The organism is Ensifer sp. GW823-FHT05D09 (assembly GCF_058795755.1).
In genome coordinates this window covers 848,790-870,516 of the sequence record NZ_JBXAIA010000001.1, presented here as the reverse complement: position 1 = coordinate 870,516, position 21,727 = coordinate 848,790, and the positions used below count along the sequence as shown (strand labels likewise).

Annotated in this window: 17 protein-coding genes and 1 riboswitch; of the genes, 10 read left to right on the top strand and 7 right to left on the bottom strand. The window is 61.3% G+C overall.

Translation table 11 applies throughout. From position 1 onward, the window contains the following. The first annotated feature begins 230 nt into the window (after window positions 1-230). On the top strand, window positions 231-1,295 hold the full coding sequence (locus AC1Q80_RS04245) for a glycoside hydrolase family 25 protein (RefSeq protein WP_492359699.1): 1,065 nt from the start codon (window positions 231-233) through the stop codon (window positions 1,293-1,295). A gap of 98 nt (window positions 1,296-1,393) precedes the next feature. On the opposite strand, the gene AC1Q80_RS04240 is transcribed toward AC1Q80_RS04245, so the two are convergent. Next, window positions 1,394-2,491 (bottom strand): FAD-binding oxidoreductase, encoded by a 1,098-nt coding sequence (locus tag AC1Q80_RS04240; protein WP_492359698.1) that lies wholly within the window; start codon window positions 2,489-2,491, stop codon window positions 1,394-1,396. 1 nt (window position 2,492) lies between these two features. Beyond that, window positions 2,493-3,737 (bottom strand): aromatic ring-hydroxylating oxygenase subunit alpha, encoded by a 1,245-nt coding sequence (locus AC1Q80_RS04235; RefSeq protein WP_173419193.1) that lies wholly within the window; start codon window positions 3,735-3,737, stop codon window positions 2,493-2,495. Window positions 3,738-3,843: 106 nt separating this feature from the next. Further along, window positions 3,844-4,045, bottom strand: a riboswitch (cobalamin riboswitch). 316 nt (window positions 4,046-4,361) lie between these two features. On the opposite strand from AC1Q80_RS04235, the gene AC1Q80_RS04230 reads away from it, so the two are divergent. The 3 genes from AC1Q80_RS04230 (at window position 4,362) to AC1Q80_RS04220 (ending at window position 7,608) form a co-directional block, all read left to right on the top strand. Next, window positions 4,362-4,961, top strand: a complete 600-nt coding sequence (locus tag AC1Q80_RS04230; protein ID WP_173419192.1) for a DUF6656 family protein — start codon at window positions 4,362-4,364, stop codon at window positions 4,959-4,961. Between the two features lie 86 nt (window positions 4,962-5,047). Next, complete coding sequence (locus AC1Q80_RS04225) at window positions 5,048-6,022, top strand: L-threonylcarbamoyladenylate synthase (protein ID WP_173419191.1); 975 nt, start codon at window positions 5,048-5,050, stop codon at window positions 6,020-6,022. A gap of 152 nt (window positions 6,023-6,174) precedes the next feature. Continuing rightward, window positions 6,175-7,608: an FAD-binding oxidoreductase gene (locus AC1Q80_RS04220; RefSeq protein WP_492359697.1), complete on the top strand. Its 1,434-nt coding sequence runs from the start codon at window positions 6,175-6,177 to the stop codon at window positions 7,606-7,608. A 12-nt stretch (window positions 7,609-7,620) separates the two neighbouring features. Here AC1Q80_RS04220 and AC1Q80_RS04215 read toward each other — a convergent pair whose 3' ends face one another. Next, on the bottom strand, window positions 7,621-10,071 hold the full coding sequence (locus AC1Q80_RS04215; RefSeq protein ID WP_173419189.1) for a DUF1217 domain-containing protein: 2,451 nt from the start codon (window positions 10,069-10,071) through the stop codon (window positions 7,621-7,623). Between the two features lie 325 nt (window positions 10,072-10,396). Between AC1Q80_RS04215 and AC1Q80_RS04210 the strand changes: the two genes are divergently transcribed. Then, entirely contained in the window at window positions 10,397-10,963 is a 567-nt protein-coding gene (locus tag AC1Q80_RS04210) for a DUF6101 family protein (protein WP_112808618.1), read from the top strand. Window positions 10,964-11,339: 376 nt separating this feature from the next. Here AC1Q80_RS04210 and ubiA read toward each other — a convergent pair whose 3' ends face one another. From ubiA to AC1Q80_RS04195, 3 genes are all read right to left on the bottom strand, one after another. Then, entirely contained in the window at window positions 11,340-12,299 is a 960-nt protein-coding gene (gene ubiA / locus AC1Q80_RS04205) for a 4-hydroxybenzoate octaprenyltransferase (RefSeq protein ID WP_492359696.1), read from the bottom strand. A gap of 75 nt (window positions 12,300-12,374) precedes the next feature. Continuing rightward, the gene (locus AC1Q80_RS04200) at window positions 12,375-13,181 is read right to left on the bottom strand and encodes a MipA/OmpV family protein (RefSeq protein WP_173419187.1); all 807 of its coding nucleotides are present in this window, start codon (window positions 13,179-13,181) and stop codon (window positions 12,375-12,377) included. A 163-nt stretch (window positions 13,182-13,344) separates the two neighbouring features. Then, window positions 13,345-14,160, bottom strand: a complete 816-nt coding sequence (locus AC1Q80_RS04195) for an AraC family transcriptional regulator (protein ID WP_173419186.1) — start codon at window positions 14,158-14,160, stop codon at window positions 13,345-13,347. 109 nt (window positions 14,161-14,269) lie between these two features. On the opposite strand from AC1Q80_RS04195, the gene AC1Q80_RS04190 reads away from it, so the two are divergent. From AC1Q80_RS04190 to AC1Q80_RS04170, 5 genes are all read left to right on the top strand, one after another. Further along, window positions 14,270-15,469: an MFS transporter gene (locus AC1Q80_RS04190; RefSeq protein WP_173419185.1), complete on the top strand. Its 1,200-nt coding sequence runs from the start codon at window positions 14,270-14,272 to the stop codon at window positions 15,467-15,469. 169 nt (window positions 15,470-15,638) lie between these two features. Then, window positions 15,639-16,679, top strand: a complete 1,041-nt coding sequence (locus tag AC1Q80_RS04185; protein ID WP_209787267.1) for an ABC transporter substrate-binding protein — start codon at window positions 15,639-15,641, stop codon at window positions 16,677-16,679. Next, window positions 16,676-19,039, top strand: coding sequence for an EAL domain-containing protein (locus AC1Q80_RS04180; RefSeq protein WP_173419183.1), 2,364 nt, complete (start codon window positions 16,676-16,678; stop codon window positions 19,037-19,039). Before AC1Q80_RS04185 ends, AC1Q80_RS04180 begins: the two co-directional genes overlap by 4 nt. Before the next feature lie 147 nt (window positions 19,040-19,186). Beyond that, on the top strand, window positions 19,187-20,458 hold the full coding sequence (purD, locus tag AC1Q80_RS04175) for a phosphoribosylamine--glycine ligase (RefSeq protein WP_492359695.1): 1,272 nt from the start codon (window positions 19,187-19,189) through the stop codon (window positions 20,456-20,458). A 107-nt stretch (window positions 20,459-20,565) separates the two neighbouring features. Beyond that, a complete protein-coding gene (locus tag AC1Q80_RS04170) occupies window positions 20,566-21,090 on the top strand; it encodes a plant virulence effector HPE1-like domain-containing protein (RefSeq protein WP_492359694.1) in 525 nt (174 codons plus the stop codon). Window positions 21,091-21,207: 117 nt separating this feature from the next. Here the strand turns inward: AC1Q80_RS04170 and AC1Q80_RS04165 are convergent, their stop codons facing one another. Next, entirely contained in the window at window positions 21,208-21,723 is a 516-nt protein-coding gene (locus tag AC1Q80_RS04165; protein ID WP_492359693.1) for a 2-thiouracil desulfurase family protein, read from the bottom strand. Between the last annotated feature and the right edge of the window lie 4 nt (window positions 21,724-21,727).

Sequence of the window (21,727 nt, the reverse complement as noted above, 5' to 3'; positions counted from 1 at the left end):
CCTCCTCCGATGCGACACCGCATCGTGAGACGCTGGCGTCCCAATCATGATAGGCCCCTTGCGATTCTGTGACGCTGCAGACAGGGCAATGGCCGAGCGAAATGACAGCAATAGTAGGTGCAGCTGATATACAGCCACAAGTCTCTATACATTCGCCGCGGTCTCAAGCACAGTCGGCTCGGGGACTGGGATTTACGATCCATTAACTGTAGTGTCGGCAATCTCACTGAATGGCAAAGCGGTATATCTCCACTGTACGGATGATTCTGCGCCTCGCGACCCTTCTGGGTCTGGCATTCGCGGCGGCAAACGCGCGCGCCGGTGAGCTGGAGCCCTGGAAGACGAAATCAAACGCCATCATCGTCGATGCCTATGAGATGAACAGCATCGACTGGGAGGCAATGCTTGCCGACAAGCGCATCTCCGGCTTCATTGCCAAGGCTTCCGACGGTCTGCCGGAAAGCTTCTCCTGCACCGGCGATCATGGTGGCGACACGTTTGCCCACTGCAAGACGATGTGGCGCAAATACGCGGTCAGCCGCGAGCTATATCAGACACGGCGGATGATCGCGCGCTCCCATGGGCTGCTCTGGGGCGCCTACCATCTCGCCCGCCCCGGCAACCCGGTCGATCAGGCCAACCATTTCCTCGACTATGCGGAGCCCCGCGACGACGAGCTGATGGTGCTCGATCTCGAAGGCATCGACCCCAAAAAATACATGTCGCTCGAAGACGCGGCGATCTTTGCCGGTCACATCAAGACCCGCACCGGCCGCTATCCGATGCTCTACACCAACCATGTGACGGCGAAATACATCGCGGCCAACCGCTCCAGGTATCGGCTGCTGTCGCGGCTGCCGCTCTGGTATGCCCGCTACAAGCCGGATATCCGTCAGGTTTTCCCGATGGGCAACTGGGACAGCTACGCGCTGTGGCAGTTCTCGTCAGGCGTCAATTGCGGCAAGCGCCGCTGTCCCTATCGTGTGCCCGGCACGCTCGACGACATCGACGTCAACGTCGCCGCGATGACCAGCACCGCCTTGCGGTCGATCTGGGCGGACGGTGTCCTGTTGCCGGAAAAACCGATGCCTCTCGTTCTCTTGGCGAAGGCCGACAACGGGGCCGGCGTATCCAGCTCTGCCCAGGCAAAGGCTGCGATCGAAGCCCAACCTCTGCTCATCAGCCGCGCGGAAGCCGCCAGTGCTGCGGGCGAAGGCGTCGACATGATGGCGACGGGATCGATCGATTTCGGCCGTCATGATCGCGCGGTGCGGCTGGCTGCCGCCAGCCGCTGACGGGCCTACAGGCCCGTGCGTCTTTTCAAACACACGAACGTTGCTGTCGATCTCCCAATCGCTGCAGGGAGGAACCTCCCCGCAACCATTGCCCGCGATCAGGCCTCGATCTGCACGTCCCCGAGCGGGCGCGAGCAGCAGGCAAGGATATAGCCTTCGTCGATTTCGTCGTCGAGAATGCCGCCGTTGTGGTTCATCTCGACCTCGCCGGCGACTTTCATCACCCGGCAGGTGCCGCAGATGCCGCCTTCGCAGGCAGCCCCGATCCTGACGCCATTGGCGCGTGCCGCCTGCAGGATGGTCTGGCCGGGCTTGGCCTCGATCTCCTTGCCGCTCATGGTGAACACCACCTTGGCGACCTGCGCGTCAGCATCGGTTGCCACCCCTGCCCTGACTGCGATCTCCTCGGCGGCTGGTGCTGCGGCCGGCTGGAAGCTTTCCTCGTGATAGCGGCTCATGTCGAAGCCGGCTGCCTTCAACAGCTCGCGCACGCCGCGCATGAACGGCTCCGGACCGCAGCAGAATACGGTGCGTTCCAGGAAGTCGGGCGCAAGCAGCGGCAGCTTGGCGCCGTCGATGCGGCCGCGCAGGCCGTGCCAGCCGTGCCGGGCCTCATGCCCCTCGACCACAAAGCCGAGGTTCAGCCCCGACATCTGGCGCGCCAGCACTTCGAGCTCTGAGCGAAACAGAATATCATCCGGCCGGCGCGCGCAGGAAATGAAGGTGACGTCGGTCTCCGGAATGCAGTCTGCCATCCATCGCGTCATCGACATCATCGGCGTGACGCCGGAGCCTGCCGAAATGAACAGGTATTTTTCGCCGGGATGGCGCACGAAGCTGAAATCGCCGAGCGGGCCGAAGGCCTTCAGCCGCATGCCCGGCTTCAGGTGATCGAACATCCAGCGCGTGCCGATGCTGTCGGCCTGCGCCTTGACGGTGACGGCGATCGAAAGCGGCCGGGAAGGCGTCGACGACAGCGTGTAGGTGCGCATCACCGGCTCGTCGTCGGTCACCGGCAGTTCGAGCGTGACGAACTGACCGGGCAGATAACGGAACCAGGCCGGCTTCTCGGGCCGGAAGGTAAAGGTCATCACATCCGCGGTCTCCATGACCGCGGATGTGCATTCGAGCATGTTCTGCCTGTCGATCCAGACATGGAGTTCATCGAAGTGATGGAACGAGGATGCCATCTGCATATCAGGCGACCCTAAAGAGCGGAGCGGCTTCGCCCTGGAGGCGCTGCTCCATGAACTTGCAGTACCATTCGACGAACTGCATCACACCGCCTTCGTGATCGGGCGAATAGGGCCCTGACTGGTAGGCCGGCGAGCGGATACCGAAAGCGTTTTCCTCGACGATCTGGCGATCCTGATCGTTGGTCTCGGTCCACACGTGCGTCAGTTCTTCCAGATTGTAGTCGACGCCCTCGACCGCATCCTTGTTGACCAGCCACTTGGTCGTAACCTGCGTCAGCTCAGGCCCGAGCGGCAAAACGCGGAAGGTGATCGCATGGTCGGCCAGCACATGGTTCCAGGTCGACGGATAATGGAACAGAAGCAGCGTACCGATATGCTTCTGACTGACATCCGCCGACAATTGCCGCCGCACGGCGCGGGCGCCGGACATGGTGTAACTCTCGGCGTCGTCGATCAACGGCATGCGCGCCGAGCGGAACTGGCCGGTCTCGGACATGCGGAACTCGCTCGGAAGCCCGGACGCTTCGCATTTTTCCCAATGGGCGGCGATGACAGGATCATCTTTGGCGCCTTGCACGCCGGTCGCCGTCGGGGCTTCCGGATAGGTCCGGCAAAGCTCGGGATGGTTGGCTGCGCAATGGTAGCACTCGCGGTTGTTTTCCCAGACGAGCTTCCAGTTGCCCTTCTCGATGATGGTGCTTTCGAAGGCGACCTTGGTTTCGCCGAGGCGGTGCGGCGCGAGATAGGGCGCGACCATGTCGCGGAACGGAGCGAAGTCCATCGGCTGTTCGGACAGGTTGATGAAGATGTAGCCGCCGACCGTTTCGCAGTGGATCGGCTTCAGGCTGTGGGCGGCCTTGTCGAAATCCTCGCCCATCTGACGGGCAAAGAGCAACGTGCCGTCGAGCTCGTAGGTCCACTGATGGTAGGGACAGACGAGCTTGGCCGATGAGCCCTTGTGCTGCGAGCAGACGCGGGAACCGCGGTGACGGCAAGAATTGTGCAGCGCGCGGATCGTGCCCTGCCGGTCGCGGACGATGACGACGGGGTAGTCGCCGACCTGAACGGTGAAATAGTTGCCGGCGCGCGGGACCTCGCAGTCGTGGCCGATGAACAGCCAGTCCTTGTACCAGATGCTCTCGAGATCCTGCCTGTAGTAGTCGGGGTCGATGTAGAAGGCCCGGTCGAGGCTGTAGCCGTCGCGTCGACCCTTCAGCTTGCGGAGCATATCGCCCTTGATGTCCATGTCCTATCCTCGTTGGCCTTGTTTCGGAGAGGCAGGACTGGAACCCACGCAGGCGCAATGCCTGTGCGATGACGGCTCCGATCCGGCTGCCCGCCGCAACCCGTTACGGTCTATTCGTGTCAAGGCTGGTTTCCGGGCTCAGGAGCTATCCGCAAGGACCAGCCCGGCGCCTTCCCGGACGGAACCGTCCAGTGGCTTTTTGCCGAGGCTTTCGCTCCACCACCGTTGCGGGGGCAGCGCCGGGTTTTGACCGGCTTCCCAATTCTCCGTCTTCCCTAAGAGGCGGCACCTTGAGTAGGCATATCTAATCGCGGAAGCCGTCGTCGCAGCTGCCGATTAACGACATCCAATTCCAGAAAGACGACACAGTGCATCCCGTGTCTGAAACACCACAAGGCCGACTATTTGTCATTATAAACAATGAGATAGATCAAATATTGGGCAGTTGTCGTTTTTTCCGGCAAAGCCGGCGCGAAAGCGCGAAGCCTTCGCCATTTTGCGACATCCGTTGCGGCGTCGGCTCATCCATCCTGGCCGGCGCAATGAAATCTTCCATTAACCATAATGCATTAGCGTCGCCTGACGGAGAAACCGGCCGAACCGGCAAACAGCGCATTGAAGTCCATGGCAAAGCTCAAATACTACGACGCCGCAGCCGAGAAGCTGCCCACGATCGCTCCGAAGACAGCGGTCCATACCGAGTTCCTGCGCACCGGCCGCATCGAAAGGCGGCAATGGTCGCAGCGCGAACGGCGCTATCTCAGCTATGACGAGGTTGCCCAGCGCACCGGCCACAAGCTGACGACCGCCGGCGAAACGACGCACAAGCGGATGAACGGCTTCCACACCTCGATCCAGTTTCCCAAGATGATCTTCCACCGCACGCTCGCCGGCCGGCCGCATCTGGGTTATTGCCATGTGACGGCCGCGAGAACACATCTCGCCCAATCCAAGGACGTGACCTGGTCCTTCTACTTCGCCAACTTCTTCTGCGATCTCGGCGACGAAAAGCACTTCTTCGAGCGTATCCAGGCCGGCTATTCCAGGATGTACTTCGCCGTCGCGATCGAACCCGACGCGCAGGAAGGTCAGATGACCATCAATCGCAGCGTCAGCGACAACGGGCTCCTGTTTCGCACCGACGACCCGAAGGTCGCGCTCAAGAACGTGCTGATGCTCGGCGCGCGCGATGAGGCGCTGCGGCGTATCATCCGCAGCCTCTGAACCACCGGCACGCTCTGTCTGAAGAAAATCGTTCTGTTTTCCTCGTGGCTCCTTTAAGGAGACCTCGAAAGGGAAACGGAAGCGATATGGCCGAAATCATCGACACACGGACCGAGCCGGAACGCGCGATCGAGCGCGCCTGCGCTGTGCTTGCCGAAGGCGAGCCCGTCGCCATTCCCACAGAAACGGTCTACGGCCTGGCCGCCGATGCCACCAATCCGGATGCGATCAGCCGCATTTATGAGATGAAGGGGCGCCCGCGCTTCAACCCGCTGATATCGCACGTGTCCGACATGGCGATGGCTGAAGCCCATGTGATATTCGATCCGTTGTCGCGACGCCTGGCCGAAGCCTTCTGGCCCGGCCCGCTGACGCTGATCCTGCCCCAGCGCCCGACAAGTTCCGTGCATGCGCTCGCCTCGGCCGGTCTCGACACCCTGGGCATCCGCATGCCCGATGGCTTCTCCCGTCGGGTAATTGCCCGTTTCGGCCGCCCGCTCGCGGCACCGAGCGCCAATACGTCAGGCAAGATCAGCCCGACGAGCGCTGCCCATGTGGACGCCGATCTCGGCCCACGCCTCAAGCTCATTCTCGACGCCGGCTCGGCCGAGATCGGGCTTGAATCGACGATCATCAAGGTCGAGGACGGGGCTTTGCGCCTGCTGCGTCCGGGCGGTCTCGACGTCCTCGATATCGAAAATCTGACCGGCCTTGCCGTGTCGAGACCCGAAAGTGCCGGCGCGACAATCGAGGCTCCGGGCATGCTCGCCTCGCACTATGCGCCGGGCGCTGCAGTCCGGCTCGACGCCGGCGACGTGCGCCCGGGAGAAGCCCTGATCCGCTTTGGCAACACAGTGCTCCCCGGCGAAGAGCATGCAGCGATCGTGCTCGATCTCAGCCCGGCAGGCAGCCTGCGCGAGGCAGCTGCCAATCTGTTCGACTATATGAAGAAAGCCGATGCCAGCGGCGCCGCGACCATTGCCTTCGCTCCCATCCCCTCAGAAGGTTTGGGCGAAGCGATCCTTGACCGGCTGCAGCGTGCGGCAGCCCCAAGAGACTGACCGACAGACATTTTTGCAGCGCCGTGCGTCAAATATGACGCGCAAACGACGCTGTAACGCTTTAAACTCGCTGCACAATTTTCTCCTTAAATCGATTCCGATTTAACGAATTATGCAGTAGCGCCGCCGGGCGCATTTGCGAAGGCAGGGCCATGACGACGACGCTCCCCTCTCCCGAACTGATCGCCTCCTTCATCGACATCGTCGGCAGCGCCAATGCGCTGACGAACCCGGCTGACCTTGCCCCCTATCTCATCGAATCCCGCGGGCTCTACAAGGGCACCACGCCCATGGTGCTTCGACCCGGTTCGGTCGAGGAAGTATCGCGCATCATGAAACTTGCAAGCGCAACCCGGACGGCGATCGTTCCTCAGGGCGGCAACACCGGCCACGTGGCGGGACAGATCCCGCGCGAGGGCAAGGCCGACATCGTCCTGTCACTGCAGAGACTGAACCGAATTCGCGACATCGACCCCGTCGGCAATGTCATCGTTGCCGACGCCGGCTGCATCCTCGCCGATATCCAGAAGGCGGCCGACGACAACGACCGGCTATTTCCGCTGTCGCTGGGGTCTGAAGGGTCGGCCCGCATCGGCGGCAACCTCTCGACCAATGCCGGCGGCACGGCGGTGCTTGCCTACGGCAACATGCGCCAGCTTTGCCTCGGCCTTGAGGTGGTGCTGCCGACCGGCGAGATCTGGGACGGGCTGCGGCGGCTGAAGAAGGACAATACCGGCTACGACCTGCGCGATCTGTTCATCGGCGCCGAAGGCACGCTCGGCGTGATCACCGGTGCCGTCCTCAGGATGTTTCCGAAGCCGCTTGGCCACCAGGTGGCCTTTGCCGGCGTCGGCAGCGTCGAGCATGCGCTTGCCCTCTTCGACAGGGCATCAAGCCTCTGCGGGTCGGCGCTCACCGGTTTCGAACTGATGCCACGCCTCGGTGTCGAGTTTACTGCCAAGCATATTCCTGGCGTGCGCGACCCGATGGACACCGTTCACCCGTGGTACGCGCTCATCGACATTTCCACGTCCGATTCCGCAGAAAGTGCCGAGCGCATGGTCCATGAACTGCTTGAGCAGGGCATCGTCGCCGGGTTGGTCGAAAACGCAGTGATCGCCACGAGCGAGGAACAGCGCAAGGCCCTTTGGCACATGCGCGAAAGCATGTCGCCGGCGCAGAAGCCGGAAGGCGGCTCGATCAAACACGACGTTTCCGTCCCCGTTTCAAGCATTCCCGCCTTTATGAAAGAGGCCGATGCAGCTGTCATGCGGGCGATGCCGAGGGCGCGCATCTGCTCGTTCGGCCACATGGGCGACGGCAACATCCACTACAATATTTCGCAGCCCATCGGTGCCGACAAACAGGTCTTTCTTGATCGCTGGCGGGAAATGAACGCCATCGTTCACGGCATCGTCGCGAAATATAATGGCTCGATCTCGGCCGAACATGGCATCGGACAACTGAAGCGCGACGAGCTCGCCGAAGTCCGCACTCCGATCGAGATCGAGCTGATGCGTCGCATCAAGCACGCTTTCGATCCGGCCGGCATCATGAACCCGGACAAGGTCTTGCGGGCGGACTGATGGCGCGGGGGCCTACCGCCCGCCAGACCTCAACTGTGCGAGCGAAAACAGCGCATCGGCGCTGATGCCGCCGCCACTGCCGCCGGTGAGGATAGCGAGACCGGGAGAGACGTCGGTATTGTTCTCGACGTCGTACAATGCGGTGAAGCGCTGCATCAGCTTCGCAAGCTTTTCAGGGTCCTGCAGATCCTTGATGTCCATCGTGCGCTCGATGTAGGCGGCCTGCATCTCGATCTTGGCGCTCGCCATGCCTTCGGGCATGCTGTAGGCGGTGCGGATGACCTGCATCAGGGCGTTGTCGGCGAGCAGATCGTAGGGCGTGGTGATTTCCGAAGCCTTGCGCTTGAAATAGAGCGCCAGGCGAACACCGGCATTGTCCGCGCCCTCGTTCTCCTCGAGCGTCTGGTTGAGGTAGAGATCGATGGTGGTAATCAGACCGCGCCGTGTCTGTATCTGTCCGGCTTCGCCGCTGACGATCTTTCCGTCCTTGTCGAAATTGAAGGCCGACACGATCTCGCGATATTTCAAGCCGTTCGGATCGGTGTTGATAAAGCTCTTGCGATCGTCGAGATCGGACGCGAACATCTGCTTGAGGTAGTCGGTCTTGACGCCTTCAGGATCGATGCCGGCGCCGATGAGCACGATATCGACAAGCCGCTTGTCCTTCAGAAAATCGTCGAGCGTCTCGACCTTCTGGATCTGCGTCGTATAGTACTTGCTTTCCTCTTCAGCCTTCGTCTTGGCGGTTTTCTTTTCGTCCTCGGTGCCAAAACGCGACTTCTCGACGATGTAGGCCTTGGCCATATTGACGATGTCGGCCTCGTTCTGCGCCAGCTTCGGCGCGCCGAGCGTGCCATCGGGGTTGAAATTGAACGCCTTCACCAGCTTGGTGTAACGCTCGTCCCGCAGGGAATTGGCGTAGCTTGCCGGATCGTTGAGATCGCTCGTCAGAATCTGCTTGAGCCTGCGCGGCGTCAGATCCTCTTTTTCAAGACCAAACGCGCTCAGCACGAACGATCGCAATTCGCTGTTGCCAATGAGATCATCGACCGTTTTCAGCGTCTTGATCTGGAGTTTGTACCGGCCGATCTTGGACTCGTCGTCCTCATCGTCAGCGTCGTTGTAGTGGACCATGTAGCCGTCGGTGGTCGTCTTGGTCTGCTCCGCCGTCTGCGGCTTTGTGTCCGCCGGCAATGTGCCGTCCGGTTTGAAATTGAACGCGGCAAGCAGAGCCTTGTAGGCCTTGTTGTATTCACCACCGAACTTGTTCACGTAGCTGTTCGGATCGTTGATGTCGCTGGTGAGAATGTTCTCGATCGTCGCGCCGACGGCTGTCGGAGGCAGCCCGAAGGCCGTTCTGACATAGTTGAGCATGCGCGTATCGGCCACGAGCTCGGCCACCGTGGTGATCGAACCGATCTTCTGTTCGAAGTAGTCCCTGTTGAGCACGGCGCCTGACGGCGTCAGACGCGGGCTGCTGAAGATATAAGCCTCATTCAGCATCTTCTTCTTTTCGTCGGTGATCGCCTTGCCGCCCGACGGTACACTGCCATCGGGCTCGAAGTTGAACGCGGCGTTCAATTGGCGATACGAGTCGAGCATGCTGATCTGGCGCGTCAACAGGCTCACTTCGGTCGAAAGCTGCGAAGCCAACGCATTCGTCTGATCACCGCGTGGCGGCAGTTTGGTGTTGAGATCGGCGACAATGGCGTTCTTGGCGTCGATCTGCGCCTGGATCGCCGGCTTGTCAGCCTCTGCCGCGGCGGCGAGCTGTGCCGTCAGCGTGCTGATGTCATTGACGGCTGTCTCGCGCGTCTCAAGGTCGGTCAGCGTCTTTTCGGCTTCAGTGCGCCGGGTCTGCGCCGCAGTCTGGGAGTTGGCGAGATCCGCCGGCTCGGCTGTCAACGCGTAGCGCACCTGATCGTAGGAGTAGTTGCGCTTGTCGATGTTGAAGATTCCGAAGGCATAGGAACGCAGGCGTTCATTTCCAAGGAATTGATCGACGTTGGTGACAAGGTCCATCGCCGCGTTGAAGTAGGCGTTGTCTCCTTTGAGAACAGTGTCGAGATTGGAGACACGTTCGTTGTAGAGACCGATCAGCGCGTCCTGCTGTGCCGTCGTCTGTGCGGTCGCCGACGATGTGCTGAAGTTGAACGCCTCGGCAAAGTTGCGGTAGCGCTCATCAGTCAGCCGGTTGGCAAAGCTGTCCTTATCCTTGAGGTCGCTTTCGAGCACCTGGCGCATGAAGGCCTTGGCATAGGCCATATCCTCAAGGCCATGCGCCTTCATGGCATAGGCATAGAGGCGGTAGTCGTCGAGGAACGCATCGACGGTTTTCACGCTGCCGATCTTTTCCTTGTAGTACTGGGCCTCGCGCGCGACCAGCGGCTGGTCAGCCACGCGATTGAGACTGGTCCTCAAATCGCTCGTGATCCGGCTGTAGTTGAGATAGGTCGAAACCATGCCTGCTGCCCCGTCGCTTAACTCAAGGGGTGGGTCACACCCTCCCCCGAAACAGAATTCTGACGCGGCATGATTGCACGACAGGCTTGTGTGTGGCTTTTCGCCGGCGTTCCACGACGATGCGACAAATGCCGCTGACCCTGTTGACGAAACAGAAACCTTGGCCGGTCGGCTTTTGCTAACCATCGAAAAACGCAAAGTTTTCTTAACCGCGATTTTTAAGTCGGCCGGAAGGGGAGCCGCCTATTCTCCAGCCCATAGAGGACGAAAAGTCCCGAAGAGAAGACCGGAAATCGGCTCTCAAGGAAAAACAAGGGCGATTGAAATGCGCAATACACTCTCTCAACCCGCATGGGTCGAAAATACGCTCCGGCTCGATCCGAAGCGTTTTCCTCAGCAGGCAAGCTACGTCCTGCGTGGCCACACAGGCAATGTCACGATCAGCCTGGACGAGCGTGGCGCGGTTCTGCGCAAGGTGCTACCATCAAGCGGCCTGCCGCTTTCGATCGCACTGCCGGCGCGGGCATTCAAAGGGGTCGCGGCACGCGCGATCGACCACGGCGACGGAGACGTTACAGTGACGCTTGAACTTCATCATGACGATCCGGACCTTTGCGTTCCGCTGCTCGTCGCACATGATCTTTCCGACATAGCTGCCGATTGGCGCGCCTGGGCAGAAGCATATCGCATCCCGATGCTGATGGTCGAAGCCGATGGTGTGGCTCGCGCTTTGGAAGAGCATCTCGGCGACGTGCGCACCGCGCCGATCAAGCCGCGACGCCGCCATTCCTTCTTCGCCGACCGCCGGCCACGGTTCCTCGTGCGCCGCTCCACCGGCCGGCTTGGCGTTGCCATGAAGATCGACGGGCGAGAAATAATCGCCCGCAGCTAAGTATTCCCGAATTCCTCCAGTGCAAAAACCGGCCGTTCCCTGCGGCCGGTTTTTGTTTGCGGCCAATGCCAAATTGCCATCGTGAAAACCGGGATGTTCCTTCGGAAACAGCCGCTTCGCCTTCTTCGTGCCATATCCGGTCCATAGCCAAGGTCAGGAAGAAGGAGATATCCGATGCGCAAACATATCGCCGCCACCGTTGCCGCAGTCACCGCCATTTTCCGCGCGCGTGCCAAGGCGAAGAAGCGCAAGGCCGTGACGGACGTCAGCTGGGCTTAACCCGGTCCCAGCTTTGCCGACACATCGGCAAAGACAGAAAGCGTGCATCAAGCAGATTGCGTAGACTGCCCGATCCTCCGCCAAGACGGAGGATTTTTCATACCGCGCGCACGAGCAGCGCCGCGACAAGCCCGGTGAAGATAATCAGCCCCACGACACCGTTGAACTTGAACAAGGCCAGGCATTGTTCCGGGTCGTGAATGTTCAGCACCAGGATCTGATAGATCAGCAGCCCGGCTGCAACAAGCAACCCGAAATAGGCAAACAGCCCGGCACCGGCCGCGAGGAACGACAACAGCATCAGCACGACGGCAAGCCCGTAGAGCCCGATCAGCCAGGGACGTGGGTTGTCGCCGAAGCGGCGAGCGGTCGACCGCACGCCGATCAACTCGTCATCTTCCCTGTCCTGGTAGGCATAGATCGTGTCGTAACCGATCGTCCAGGCGATCGCTGCGCCATAAAGCAGCACGGGCGCTAGCGAAAGCGTTCCGAACTCCGCCGTCCAGCCCATGATCGCACCCCAGGAGAAGGCAAGCCCGAGGAAAAACTGCGGCCAATCGGTAAAGCGCTTGGCAAAGGGATAGATCGCCACAAGCCCAAGCGAGAGAATGCCGAGCAGAATGCTGAAGGCATTGAACTGCAGCAGGATCACCAGCCCCACGAGCGCCTGCAGCACCATGAAGGCCTTTGCCTGAAAGCGGGAGACCCGACCCGATGGCAATGGCCGCGAACGTGTGCGCGCCACTTCCATGTCGATGTCGTGGTCGATGATGTCGTTGAAGGTGCAGCCAGCCCCGCGCATGGCGATGGCGCCGGCGATGAAGAGAAAGCTGTGAAAGACGAACCGACCGGCCGAGAACTGTCCGGCAGCAGCCGCCGCGCCCGAGGCCAGGGCGACCGACCACAGGCATGGCCACATCAGCAATTGCCAGCCGATCGGACGGTCCCAGCGGGCAAGTTGCGCATAGGGCCAGAGCGCGCGCGGCAACGCGCGATAGACCCAGTTATTCGACGGCGCGTCGTGGACGCGCCCGGAATCGGCGGAGGACGTGTTCATGCCCCTGTTTGACGCCACGCGCCGGGACGGTCAAGCGGTTCGATGCCGCACCGTCCCGAAGCGGAGTGGCGCCGGTCAGTGAAGCGTGAAGTCGAAGCGATAGGTGGCCGACAGGCCGACGAGGACCTGGTTGCGGCTGCCGCGTTCGCGCACGAGGCTGGAATCGGCGGCCGATCCCATCAGGCGGCGATATTCGGCATAGGCGCCGGTTTCGAGTTTCTCGGTTGCCTGCCAGTTGATCGCAGCGCCAACACCGGCAGAATGAATGCCGCCATGCGGACTGTAGGGGCTGAGGCCGGACGCTGCCGATTCGGCATCGTTCACACCGTAATAGGCGCCGAAATAATCGCTGGTGGCAGCGGTCATCCGCGGACCGGCAGAAATGCGCACATTGCTGCTGATGTCGGTAAAGGCGTCGGCGGTGACATCGGCGACAATGCCGTGATGGCTGCGAATACCCTGGCGGACTTCCGCGCGCACGCGCATCCAATCGGTCGGATACACTTCGGCGAAGCCGCCAAGCTCGCCGCCGAACTTGACGGGAGCGAGGCCATTCAGATCGCTGGATGTGCCTGAATCGCGTTCGAAGATCAGCTTGCCTGCGACACCGGCGCGGAACCCGCCCTGATCGAGCAGCGCATAGGACATGTTGTCGTTGCGCGAGGAGAAGCGAACGGTGCTGCCGGCCTTGCCGAGCGATACCAGCGGTGCGGCTTGGAACATGCGCTTGGAGGCGCCTTCGTACTTCGGGCCGAGAAAGCCGGTGGCACCGACCTTCAAGTACCAGTCGCCGGACCAGAAATACTGGCCGTCACCGGCCGAGGCGGTGCCTGCGGACAACAAAAGGGTTCCAGAAAGGAAGAGAAAAGAACGGATACGCAAGGAACAACTCCGGAAGAATCATTCGCCGGGGCGAAGTTTGAACCGTGCCCCATGCGCGCGACAATGGCGCAATCTGAATGGGCACGGGGCGACTTATTGCCCCTTGTTCCTACGATTCCGTTAACCAGGTCAATTCAGCTCCCGTTTCCCATGACGGCCGCAGCTATCGCCCTTGATACATTTTCAAGTAGTGGCTGGGGGCACTTCCGAGCATGCGCCGAAACATTGTCGTGAACGCCGCGACGTTCTCGTAGCCGGCATCGAGCGCGACGTTGGTGATCGGTTCGCCGTCCGCCAGCCGCGGCAGCGATGCGAAAATGCAGGCCTGCTGGCGCCAGGTGACGAAGCTGACGCCTGTCTCGTTGCGGAACATCCGCGTGAATGTCCGTCGGCTCAAACCCAGCCGATCGGCCCATTGGTCGATGTTCGCGGTCGCCGATGGCGCCTCCAGGAACTGTCGGCACAAAAGTGCCAGCTTCTGCTCGCGCGGAAAAGGCAGGCCGAGCGGCCGTTCATGCAGAAGGGCGATCTCTTCCAGCAGAAGATCCATGATCAGCTGCTCCCGCCGCTCGGACATGGTCTCGCTCTCGACGCTGACCAAGGCATCGACAAGAGTGCCCGCAAGCGGGGTGATCTCCATGACCATCGGCCGCTCGGCACGCAGCAGCGACTGAGTAAAATAGATCGAGTGCATGCGCACATCGCTGATCATCTCGGTCGAATGCTCGACCCCGGCCGGGATCAAAAGCGCGTGCCCCGGTGGAACGAGCCAGCGCCCGTGCGCCGTGCGCACAAGAACAACACCCTGGCGCGCCCACCACAATTGCGTGCGGGTGTGGCTGTGCAGCGGAACAGTCAGGCCCGCGCCGTAATCGCGGCCAAGGGCGAGGACGGCCGAATTCCCTGTCTCGATCCAGTCGAGGTTCCTGAAATGGTCGGCATCGGGCAGTTCGGGCAAGTTTACTCGATGGATCGGCATTGGCCCACTCGCGAAAGAAGTCGACCACATCACAAAAGCAGGCCACGAGCAAGATCAGTAGAGATATCCCGCGCCGCACACAACCATCGAGACGGCAAGGACACATTCCATGGCAACGGTTACTTCAACCGGGGGCATAACCCCGGAAAAGACGGCATTTTCCGTCATCCTGGCAGTGAGCTTCTGCCACATGCTGAACGACATCATGCAGTCGCTGCTGACGGCGCTCTATCCCTTGCTCAAGGCGAACTATTCGCTCGATTTCGTGCAGATCGGCCTTCTCACCTTCACCTTCCAGTTGACAGCCTCGATGCTGCAGCCGGCCGTCGGCATCATCACCGACCGCTGGGCGCTGCCCTATTCGCTGCCGGTGGCGATGCTGTCCACGTGCTCCGGCCTGATCCTGCTCGCCAACGCCCATGATTTCTCGATGCTGCTTCTGGCTGCAAGCCTGATCGGCGTCGGCTCGGCAATCTTCCATCCGGAATCCTCGCGCATCGCCCGCCTTGCCTCCGGTGGGCGGCATGGCCTGGCGCAATCGCTGTTCCAGGTCGGTGGCAATGCCGGCAGCGCCATGGGGCCGCTGCTTGCCGCCTTCATCGTGCTTCCGTTCGGCCAGGGCAGCCTCAGCTGGTTCTCGATCGTTGCGATCATCGGTTTCTTCGTGCTTTCCTGGGTCAGCACCTGGTACGTGCGCCACCGCCGCTCGTCGATGAGCAAGCCGGCGCCGAGCCGCGCGCTTCCACTGCCGAAGAACCGCGTGATCTGGGCCGTTGCCGTGCTGGTATTGCTGACGGCCACCAAGAACGTCTACATGGCGAGCATCTCCAGCTACTTCACCTTCTTCGTCATCGAGAAGTTCAGCGTTTCCGTGCAACAGGCGCAGCTGATGCTCTTCCTGTTCCTGGGTGCAGCCGCTGCAGGCACCTTCCTCGGTGGTCCGATCGGCGACCGCTACGGCGCACGCTTCGTCATCTGGTTCTCGATCCTCGGCGTCATCCCCTTCGCGTTGATGCTGCCCTATGCGAACCTTTTCTGGACGGGCGTTCTGTCTATCATCATCGGCTTCATCTTCTCCTCGGCATTTTCGGCTATCGTCGTCTTTGCGCAGGAACTGGTGCCGGGCCGGGTCGGATTGATTGCCGGCGTCTTCTTCGGCTTCGCTTTCGGGTTCGGCGGCATGGGTGCAGCTCTTCTCGGTATTTTTGCCGACCGGCAGGGCATCGAGTTCGTCTACACCATCTGCTCCTACCTGCCGCTGCTCGGCATTCTGACGATCCTTCTGCCCAAGATGCCTGCGCGCCACTAGCGTGTGCATCGAACCGCAGATCTTCAACGGGCGCCGCCCTGCGGCGCCCGTTCTGTTTTCCGCGTGGCAGTGCCGTGCACCAACCCTGCTATTTCCCGCAGCCCTGCGTAATCATTCATCAATTTTTGCGCGCTACGGTCGCTGAATGGGGCTTGGGCAAGGGTAGACAATGCGAAGGCGATCGGCGATTCCTGCCTTTTTGACGACGTTGCTTTTGGCAACGGCGGGGCAAGCCGAAACGCTCAACCTGCTGATCTGGGAATCCTATATCGACCAGGCGATCCTCGATCGCTGGACGGCGATAACTGGCGTCGGAATCCACCAAGTCTACTACGACAGCGGCGACACCCGCGACGAGGTGCTGGCCGATCCGAACAGCATCGTCGATCTGGTGGTGACCGGGGAGAACGGTGCTGCGCTTTTCGGGCGCAAAGGGGTGCTGGAAGCGGTCGACGAAAGCAATGTCGCCTCGCTCAGGGACTATGACGAAAGCTGGCGCACGCGCTGCTCGAACCACGGTCTGCCGTACCTCTGGGGCACGATGGGCATTCTCTATCGATCGGACGTGCTGCCGGAAGCGCCGACATCCTGGCGAGACCTGATGCAGCCGGCGCCGGCACTCCACAAACACGTAGCGATGTATGACGATCACAACGAGGCTTTCGTTGCGCCGTTGATGCTGCTCGGCCAGTCGATCAATACCAACGAACCCGAAACGCTCAAGACCGCCTTCAACATGATGAAGGAACAGGCGCCGTCGGTTCTCACCTATGAATACGTCATCAGCTCGATCCAGAACCAGGCGATCGGTAAGGACATCCATCTGGCGCTCGGCTACAGCGGCGACCAGCACGTCCTGAACGAAAAGGCCGGCACCCCCGGCGTCTGGCGCTATGTCGTGCCCAAGGAAGGCACGCTTTCGTGGCTCGACTGCATGTCGGTCGTCGCCAAGTCGCCGAACAAGGCGCGAGCGCTCGCTTTCCTCGACTATATCGGTTCGCCCGGAAGTGCTGCCGCAAATGCGCAGACGCTCAACATGCCGACGCCCAGCAAGGCCGCGTTTGCCCTCTTGCCGGAAGCGATCCGCGCGGACCAGGCGATCTACCCGTCGCCGGACATTCTGGCCAAGAGCCAGTACCAGCAGGAACTGTCAACGACGTCGGTGCAGCTGCGCCGGCGCATCATCAGCACATTGGCGAATTTCCAGTGACCCTCGGCAAGCGCGCACTCATCCTGATCTTTCCCGTGGTGTTGGCCGGCTACCTGCTGGCGGCGGTTTCGGTCCATGTCACCCAGAGTCGCTCGATCCGGGCGCTCGAACATGCCAAGCTGTCGCAGCGGCTGGAGCACGCCGCCGCCGTCTTCCAAAACGAGATCGGCCGCAGCAAGGGCTTCCTCAACGCGCTGCTGAACAGCAATTCGCTGCGCCAGTACATCTCCGAAACCGACAAGAACTACCGGGCCAATGCGCTCGGCGTGCGGCTGCAGGAAAGCGTGAAATCGCTTTCCGACGACCCGATGGGCTACGTGTCGCTGGCGATCCTGACATCGGACCTGCAGTCCGAATATTATTTTGAGAACAGCTGGGATCCCTTCGCCGAAATCGACGAGGCGCAGCTCAACCTGTCGCGGCGACTGATCCGCGAAGAGAAGCTAGCCGACTGGACCTATCTCTCCGACGTCGGACAGAAGGCCCGTATCGTCTATTCGTATTTCCTCGATCCCGTTACGTTCACGCGGCCGCTACCGAGCAAGAAATCGGGTGCGCTGCTGATCCAGGTAGCAATCCAGCCGGACCGTTTCCTCGATATGCAGGAAACCCTGAAGCAGGAATACGGCGCCGACGTCGTGCTTCAGCCGTGGCCGCTGGCGGTCACTGACGACCTTTCCGCAAGCGTGCACCTCGGACCATCACTCTATGCGACGCTGACGGTTTCGAGCGATCATTTCGACCGGCTGATGGCACAGCAGAAGCTGCTGCTGGCGCTTGGCGCCGTGGCCATGAGCCTGTTTTCCATCTGGCTGATCATCGTGCTCATCCGCCGCTTCATCACCGATCCCATTGCTACGCTCGACGCCAACGTCATGGCGGTCATGGTCGGCGCCCATGACGAGATCCGCAACATGGCGGAGAAGGGCGAGATCGGGCGCCTGACCGAAAACATCAGAGAGTTGCATCGCCAGTCGGAACAATCGCTCAAGCTGGTGCAGCGCAGCTCCTGGACCGATACGTTGACCGGCATCAGCAATCGCGGCCATTTCAACGCCGTTGCTGCCGGCATCGTGCGCGAGGCGATCGTCTCGGGTGAAAAATGCAGCCTGCTGTTCATCGACATCGACAACTTCAAGTTCGTCAACGACAAGCATGGCCATGAGATCGGCGACGAACTCTTGAAGACGCTGGCGACGCGGATCGCCGAGAACGTCGAAGCGATCACCGAGCGGCGCGGCCAGAAGCCGGCAATTCTCGCACGGCTTTCAGGCGACGAATTCGCGGTGCTCGTGCGCTCCCGACCGGGTGACGGCACCGTACGGGAAGTCTCGGCCGCCATCCTCGCACTGTTTGAAGACGGCTTCGAAGTCGCGGGCAAGAGCTACCCGGTCACGGCCAGCATCGGCGCTGCCATCTGCCCCGACGATGCGACCAATCTCGCCGAGCTGATCTCGAATGCGGATGCCGCGATGTATCAGGCAAAGACCAGCGGCAAGAACCGCTCTTCAAGGTTCTCGCGCGCCCTTCACGACAAGCGCACGCGCCTGCGCCAGATCCAGGATGAGCTGCGCTCGCTCGATCCGGACGAACAATTCCATCTGGTCTACATGCCGATTGTCGATACCGATGGGCGGGTGACGGGTTGCGAAGCGCTTTTGCGCTGGTATTCGCCGGTGCTTGGCAATGTGACGCCCGATGAATTCGTACCGATCGCCGAAAGCTCCGGCCTTTTCACCAAGATCGACTGGTGGGTGATCAACCAGGCGATGTCCGACTGCGCGCAACTCAAGGCACTGTTTGGTCCCGATACGATCCTGGCGATCAATATCTCCTCGGCCGAACTGCATTCCAAGGCCATTGCCGACTATTTCTCCGATTGCCTCAACCGACATGGCCTGCAGCCGCAATCAATCGAGATCGAGCTGACGGAGACATTCGCGGTCAAGTTCAGCGACCAGCTTCGCCGCAACATCGACGAGCTTCGCCAGAAGGGCTTTCGCCTGTCGATCGACGATTTCGGAGCCGGATACACCTCCGTCCAGCAGATCATCGAATACACCGCCGATACAATCAAACTCGACCGGGCGCTCGTCTCGAACCTGACCGCATCGCAATCGCTGCCGGTTCTAAGGGCGTTGATCGCACTCTGCCACGCCAAGGACGTTGCCGTGGTCGGCGAAGGCGTCGATACGCCGGAGAAACTCTCGATGCTGACGGCTGCGGGCTGCGACCTGTTCCAAGGCTACCTCATCAGCAAGCCGCTGCCGCTCGAGGATCTCGGCATCTGGGCGCTGACGCGCACGGCCCGCTACGGCAACGAAAGGGATGATCGCAAGAACCAGCAGGCAATCGCCTGAACGCACCTTCGCGCGTTTCATCTCGCAGCGCCTCCGGTGGGTGCTTTGCGTCGCGGGAATCGTGCGCCAACCCTCCCTGCCCCCTTGACCTGACAGCCGCCTCGCCTTAACCGCAACGCAACAATTTCAGCATGTCGGGAGCAGGCAATGAAGGTTCTTCTGATCGGATCGGGTGGACGCGAACATGCGCTGGCATGGAAAATTGCGCAGTCGCCGAAACTGACCAAGCTTTACGCCGCGCCCGGCAATCCGGGTATTGCCGAGGAAGCGACCCTCGTCGCGCTCGACACCGACAATCACGCTTCAATCGTCGACTTCTGCCTGAAAGAGGCGATCGACTTCGTCGTCGTCGGACCTGAAGGTCCGCTCGTGGCAGGTCTCGCGGATGTGCTGCGCGCCGCCGGCATCGCGGTTTTCGGCCCTTCCGCTGCTGCGGCCCAGCTTGAAGGCTCCAAGGGTTTTACCAAGGACCTTTGCGCCCGATACGATATCCCGACCGGCGCCTACGGCCGCTTCACCGACGCTGAGACAGCCAAGGCCTATGTGCGCGACCAGGGTGCGCCGATCGTCATCAAGGCCGACGGCCTTGCCGCAGGCAAGGGCGTCACCGTTGCCATGGAACTCGACGAAGCACTCGATGCGATCGATGACTGTTTCGACGGCGCCTTCGGCGCGGCTGGCGCGGAAGTGGTGGTCGAAGCCTTTCTCGACGGCGAGGAGGCAAGCTTCTTCTGCCTGAGCGACGGCAAGACCGCGCTGGCGCTCGCCTCGGCGCAAGATCACAAGCGCGTCGGAGATGGCGACACCGGCCCGAACACCGGCGGCATGGGCGCCTATTCGCCAGCACCTGTGATGACATCCGAGATGACTGAACGCACGATGAAGGAGATCATCGAGCCGACCATGCGCGGCATGGCGGAAAGCGGGCATCCCTTTTCCGGCGTGTTCTTCGCCGGGCTGATGATCACCGCCAAGGGGCCGGAGCTGATCGAGTACAATGTGCGTTTCGGCGACCCGGAATGCCAGGTGCTGATGATGCGGATGAAAAGCGACCTGTTGCCGCTGCTCCATGCCGCTGCCACCGGTACGCTTGCAGGCATGGAAGCCGAATGGCGCGACGAGACGGCACTGACCGTGGTCATGGCTTCAAAGGGCTATCCGGGCAGCTACGACAAGAACACGCCCATCGATGCGCTGCCGGCAGCCTCGGCGCAGACCAAGGTGTTTCATGCCGGCACAGCGTTGAAGGACGGCAGCCTGGTCGCAACGGGTGGCCGGGTGTTGAACATAACCGCGATCGGTGAAAGCGCGAGCACTGCCAGGGATCGCGCCTATTCGGCTGTTGCCGGCGTATCCTGGGACAACGGCTTCTATCGCCACGATATCGGCTGGCGAGCGGTTGCCCGCGAGAAGGCCTGACCGCCGTCGGCAAATACACCGGATCATTCAATTTTTACCAATTCTCCTGACGGGAAAGTAAGAGAGAACGCATATTCTCGCCGAGAACAAACTCGGAGAGAAGACCGATGCGCCTGTTGCTGATCACCACCGCCGTTGCGCTTGCAACCTGCAGCGCCTGGGCATCGTCGATCGACACCATCGTTTCGGGCGAAGCGGTCAACTCCAGCGTGGCGGCGGTGACTTGCCCACAGTGCCCTCCCCTGCAGACCAGGAAGAAGATCACCTATGTGGTGCCCGAAATCGACAAGGGCAGCGACAAGGTCGAACTCAAGAAAATCAATGGCGAGATGAAGCTGGTGCGCACCGAAGCCTGGCTCGGCGGTTCGCCCGTTGTTTTCGTCAGCAAGCCACCCGTGGATGTGGTCAAGGCATCCGATGGAACCGGCCAGGCCGATGTGGCGACAGCCGCTGCGCTCGGCGACCTCGTAAACCCGGGCGATCATGGCACGGTCGCCCCAACGATCGACGAGACTGCCAAGACCGCCGCGGTTCAAACCATGACACAAGCGGGACCTGCCGTTGCGGCAGCGGCGACCGGCGAAGCCTCACGGCAATTTGATCCGACCAGCCTCGAACTTCGGCTAAACTGAGGGCCTGAACGGGAAAGTTCCCTGCCCCAGTCAGCCGCCCCTGCATTCAAGGGCTGACGGGCGTTTCGCTGAAAAGCGAGAGATTGCGCCCCTGAGAGAAGCGGGGGCGCAATCTTCTTATTCAGGCTTTCTATCGGCGTCGCACGCCCCATCGACCCGTTCGATCAACGCTTCGATTTCCCTGTCGGAATAGACCTCGATGCCGTTCCTTGCGAGCAGCGCGGCCGTTACTCCTTGTCCTGCGTGGCGGGCGCCGGAGAAAGTGCCGTCATAGACGAAGCCCGATCCGCAGGACGGGCTGCCGTCGATCAAAAGCGCGAAACGACAGTCCGTTTCAAGCGCGAGCGATAGCGCATTTTCCGCGGCGGCAAGGAACTCGCCGGTCACGTCGCGGCCGGTGTTCTCGACCACAGCCGCACCACCGTCGAGTACATCCACACCTGACTTGCCCGACGCGATCTCGGCGGGCGGGCGCGGCACCGGCATGCCGGCCGACATCTCGGGACAGATGGTGACCAGCCGGCCCTCTTCGCGCCAGCGGTCGATCGCCGGGTGGACAATCGTCTTCGACGCCCCATCGTAGCGCACCGCTTGCCCCATGAGACAGGCGCTGACGAGGATCTTCGCCGTCATGCGC

Excerpts from the sequence above, each read along its gene's own strand:
- AC1Q80_RS04245 (WP_492359699.1), top strand. The coding sequence starts at position 231 with ATGGCAAAGCGGTATATCTCCACTGTACGGATGATTCTGCGCCTCGCG.
- AC1Q80_RS04240 (WP_492359698.1), bottom strand. The coding sequence starts at position 2,491 with ATGCAGATGGCATCCTCGTTCCATCACTTCGATGAACTCCATGTCTGG.
- AC1Q80_RS04235 (WP_173419193.1), bottom strand. The coding sequence starts at position 3,737 with ATGGACATCAAGGGCGATATGCTCCGCAAGCTGAAGGGTCGACGCGAC.
- AC1Q80_RS04230 (WP_173419192.1), top strand. The coding sequence starts at position 4,362 with ATGGCAAAGCTCAAATACTACGACGCCGCAGCCGAGAAGCTGCCCACG.
- AC1Q80_RS04225 (WP_173419191.1), top strand. The coding sequence starts at position 5,048 with ATGGCCGAAATCATCGACACACGGACCGAGCCGGAACGCGCGATCGAG.
- AC1Q80_RS04220 (WP_492359697.1), top strand. The coding sequence starts at position 6,175 with ATGACGACGACGCTCCCCTCTCCCGAACTGATCGCCTCCTTCATCGAC.
- AC1Q80_RS04215 (WP_173419189.1), bottom strand. The coding sequence starts at position 10,071 with ATGGTTTCGACCTATCTCAACTACAGCCGGATCACGAGCGATTTGAGG.
- AC1Q80_RS04210 (WP_112808618.1), top strand. The coding sequence starts at position 10,397 with ATGCGCAATACACTCTCTCAACCCGCATGGGTCGAAAATACGCTCCGG.
- ubiA (WP_492359696.1), bottom strand. The coding sequence starts at position 12,299 with ATGAACACGTCCTCCGCCGATTCCGGGCGCGTCCACGACGCGCCGTCG.
- AC1Q80_RS04195 (WP_173419186.1), bottom strand. The coding sequence starts at position 14,160 with ATGCCGATCCATCGAGTAAACTTGCCCGAACTGCCCGATGCCGACCAT.
- AC1Q80_RS04190 (WP_173419185.1), top strand. The coding sequence starts at position 14,270 with ATGGCAACGGTTACTTCAACCGGGGGCATAACCCCGGAAAAGACGGCA.
- AC1Q80_RS04185 (WP_209787267.1), top strand. The coding sequence starts at position 15,639 with ATGCGAAGGCGATCGGCGATTCCTGCCTTTTTGACGACGTTGCTTTTG.
- purD (WP_492359695.1), top strand. The coding sequence starts at position 19,187 with ATGAAGGTTCTTCTGATCGGATCGGGTGGACGCGAACATGCGCTGGCA.
- AC1Q80_RS04170 (WP_492359694.1), top strand. The coding sequence starts at position 20,566 with ATGCGCCTGTTGCTGATCACCACCGCCGTTGCGCTTGCAACCTGCAGC.
- AC1Q80_RS04165 (WP_492359693.1), bottom strand. The coding sequence starts at position 21,723 with ATGACGGCGAAGATCCTCGTCAGCGCCTGTCTCATGGGGCAAGCGGTG.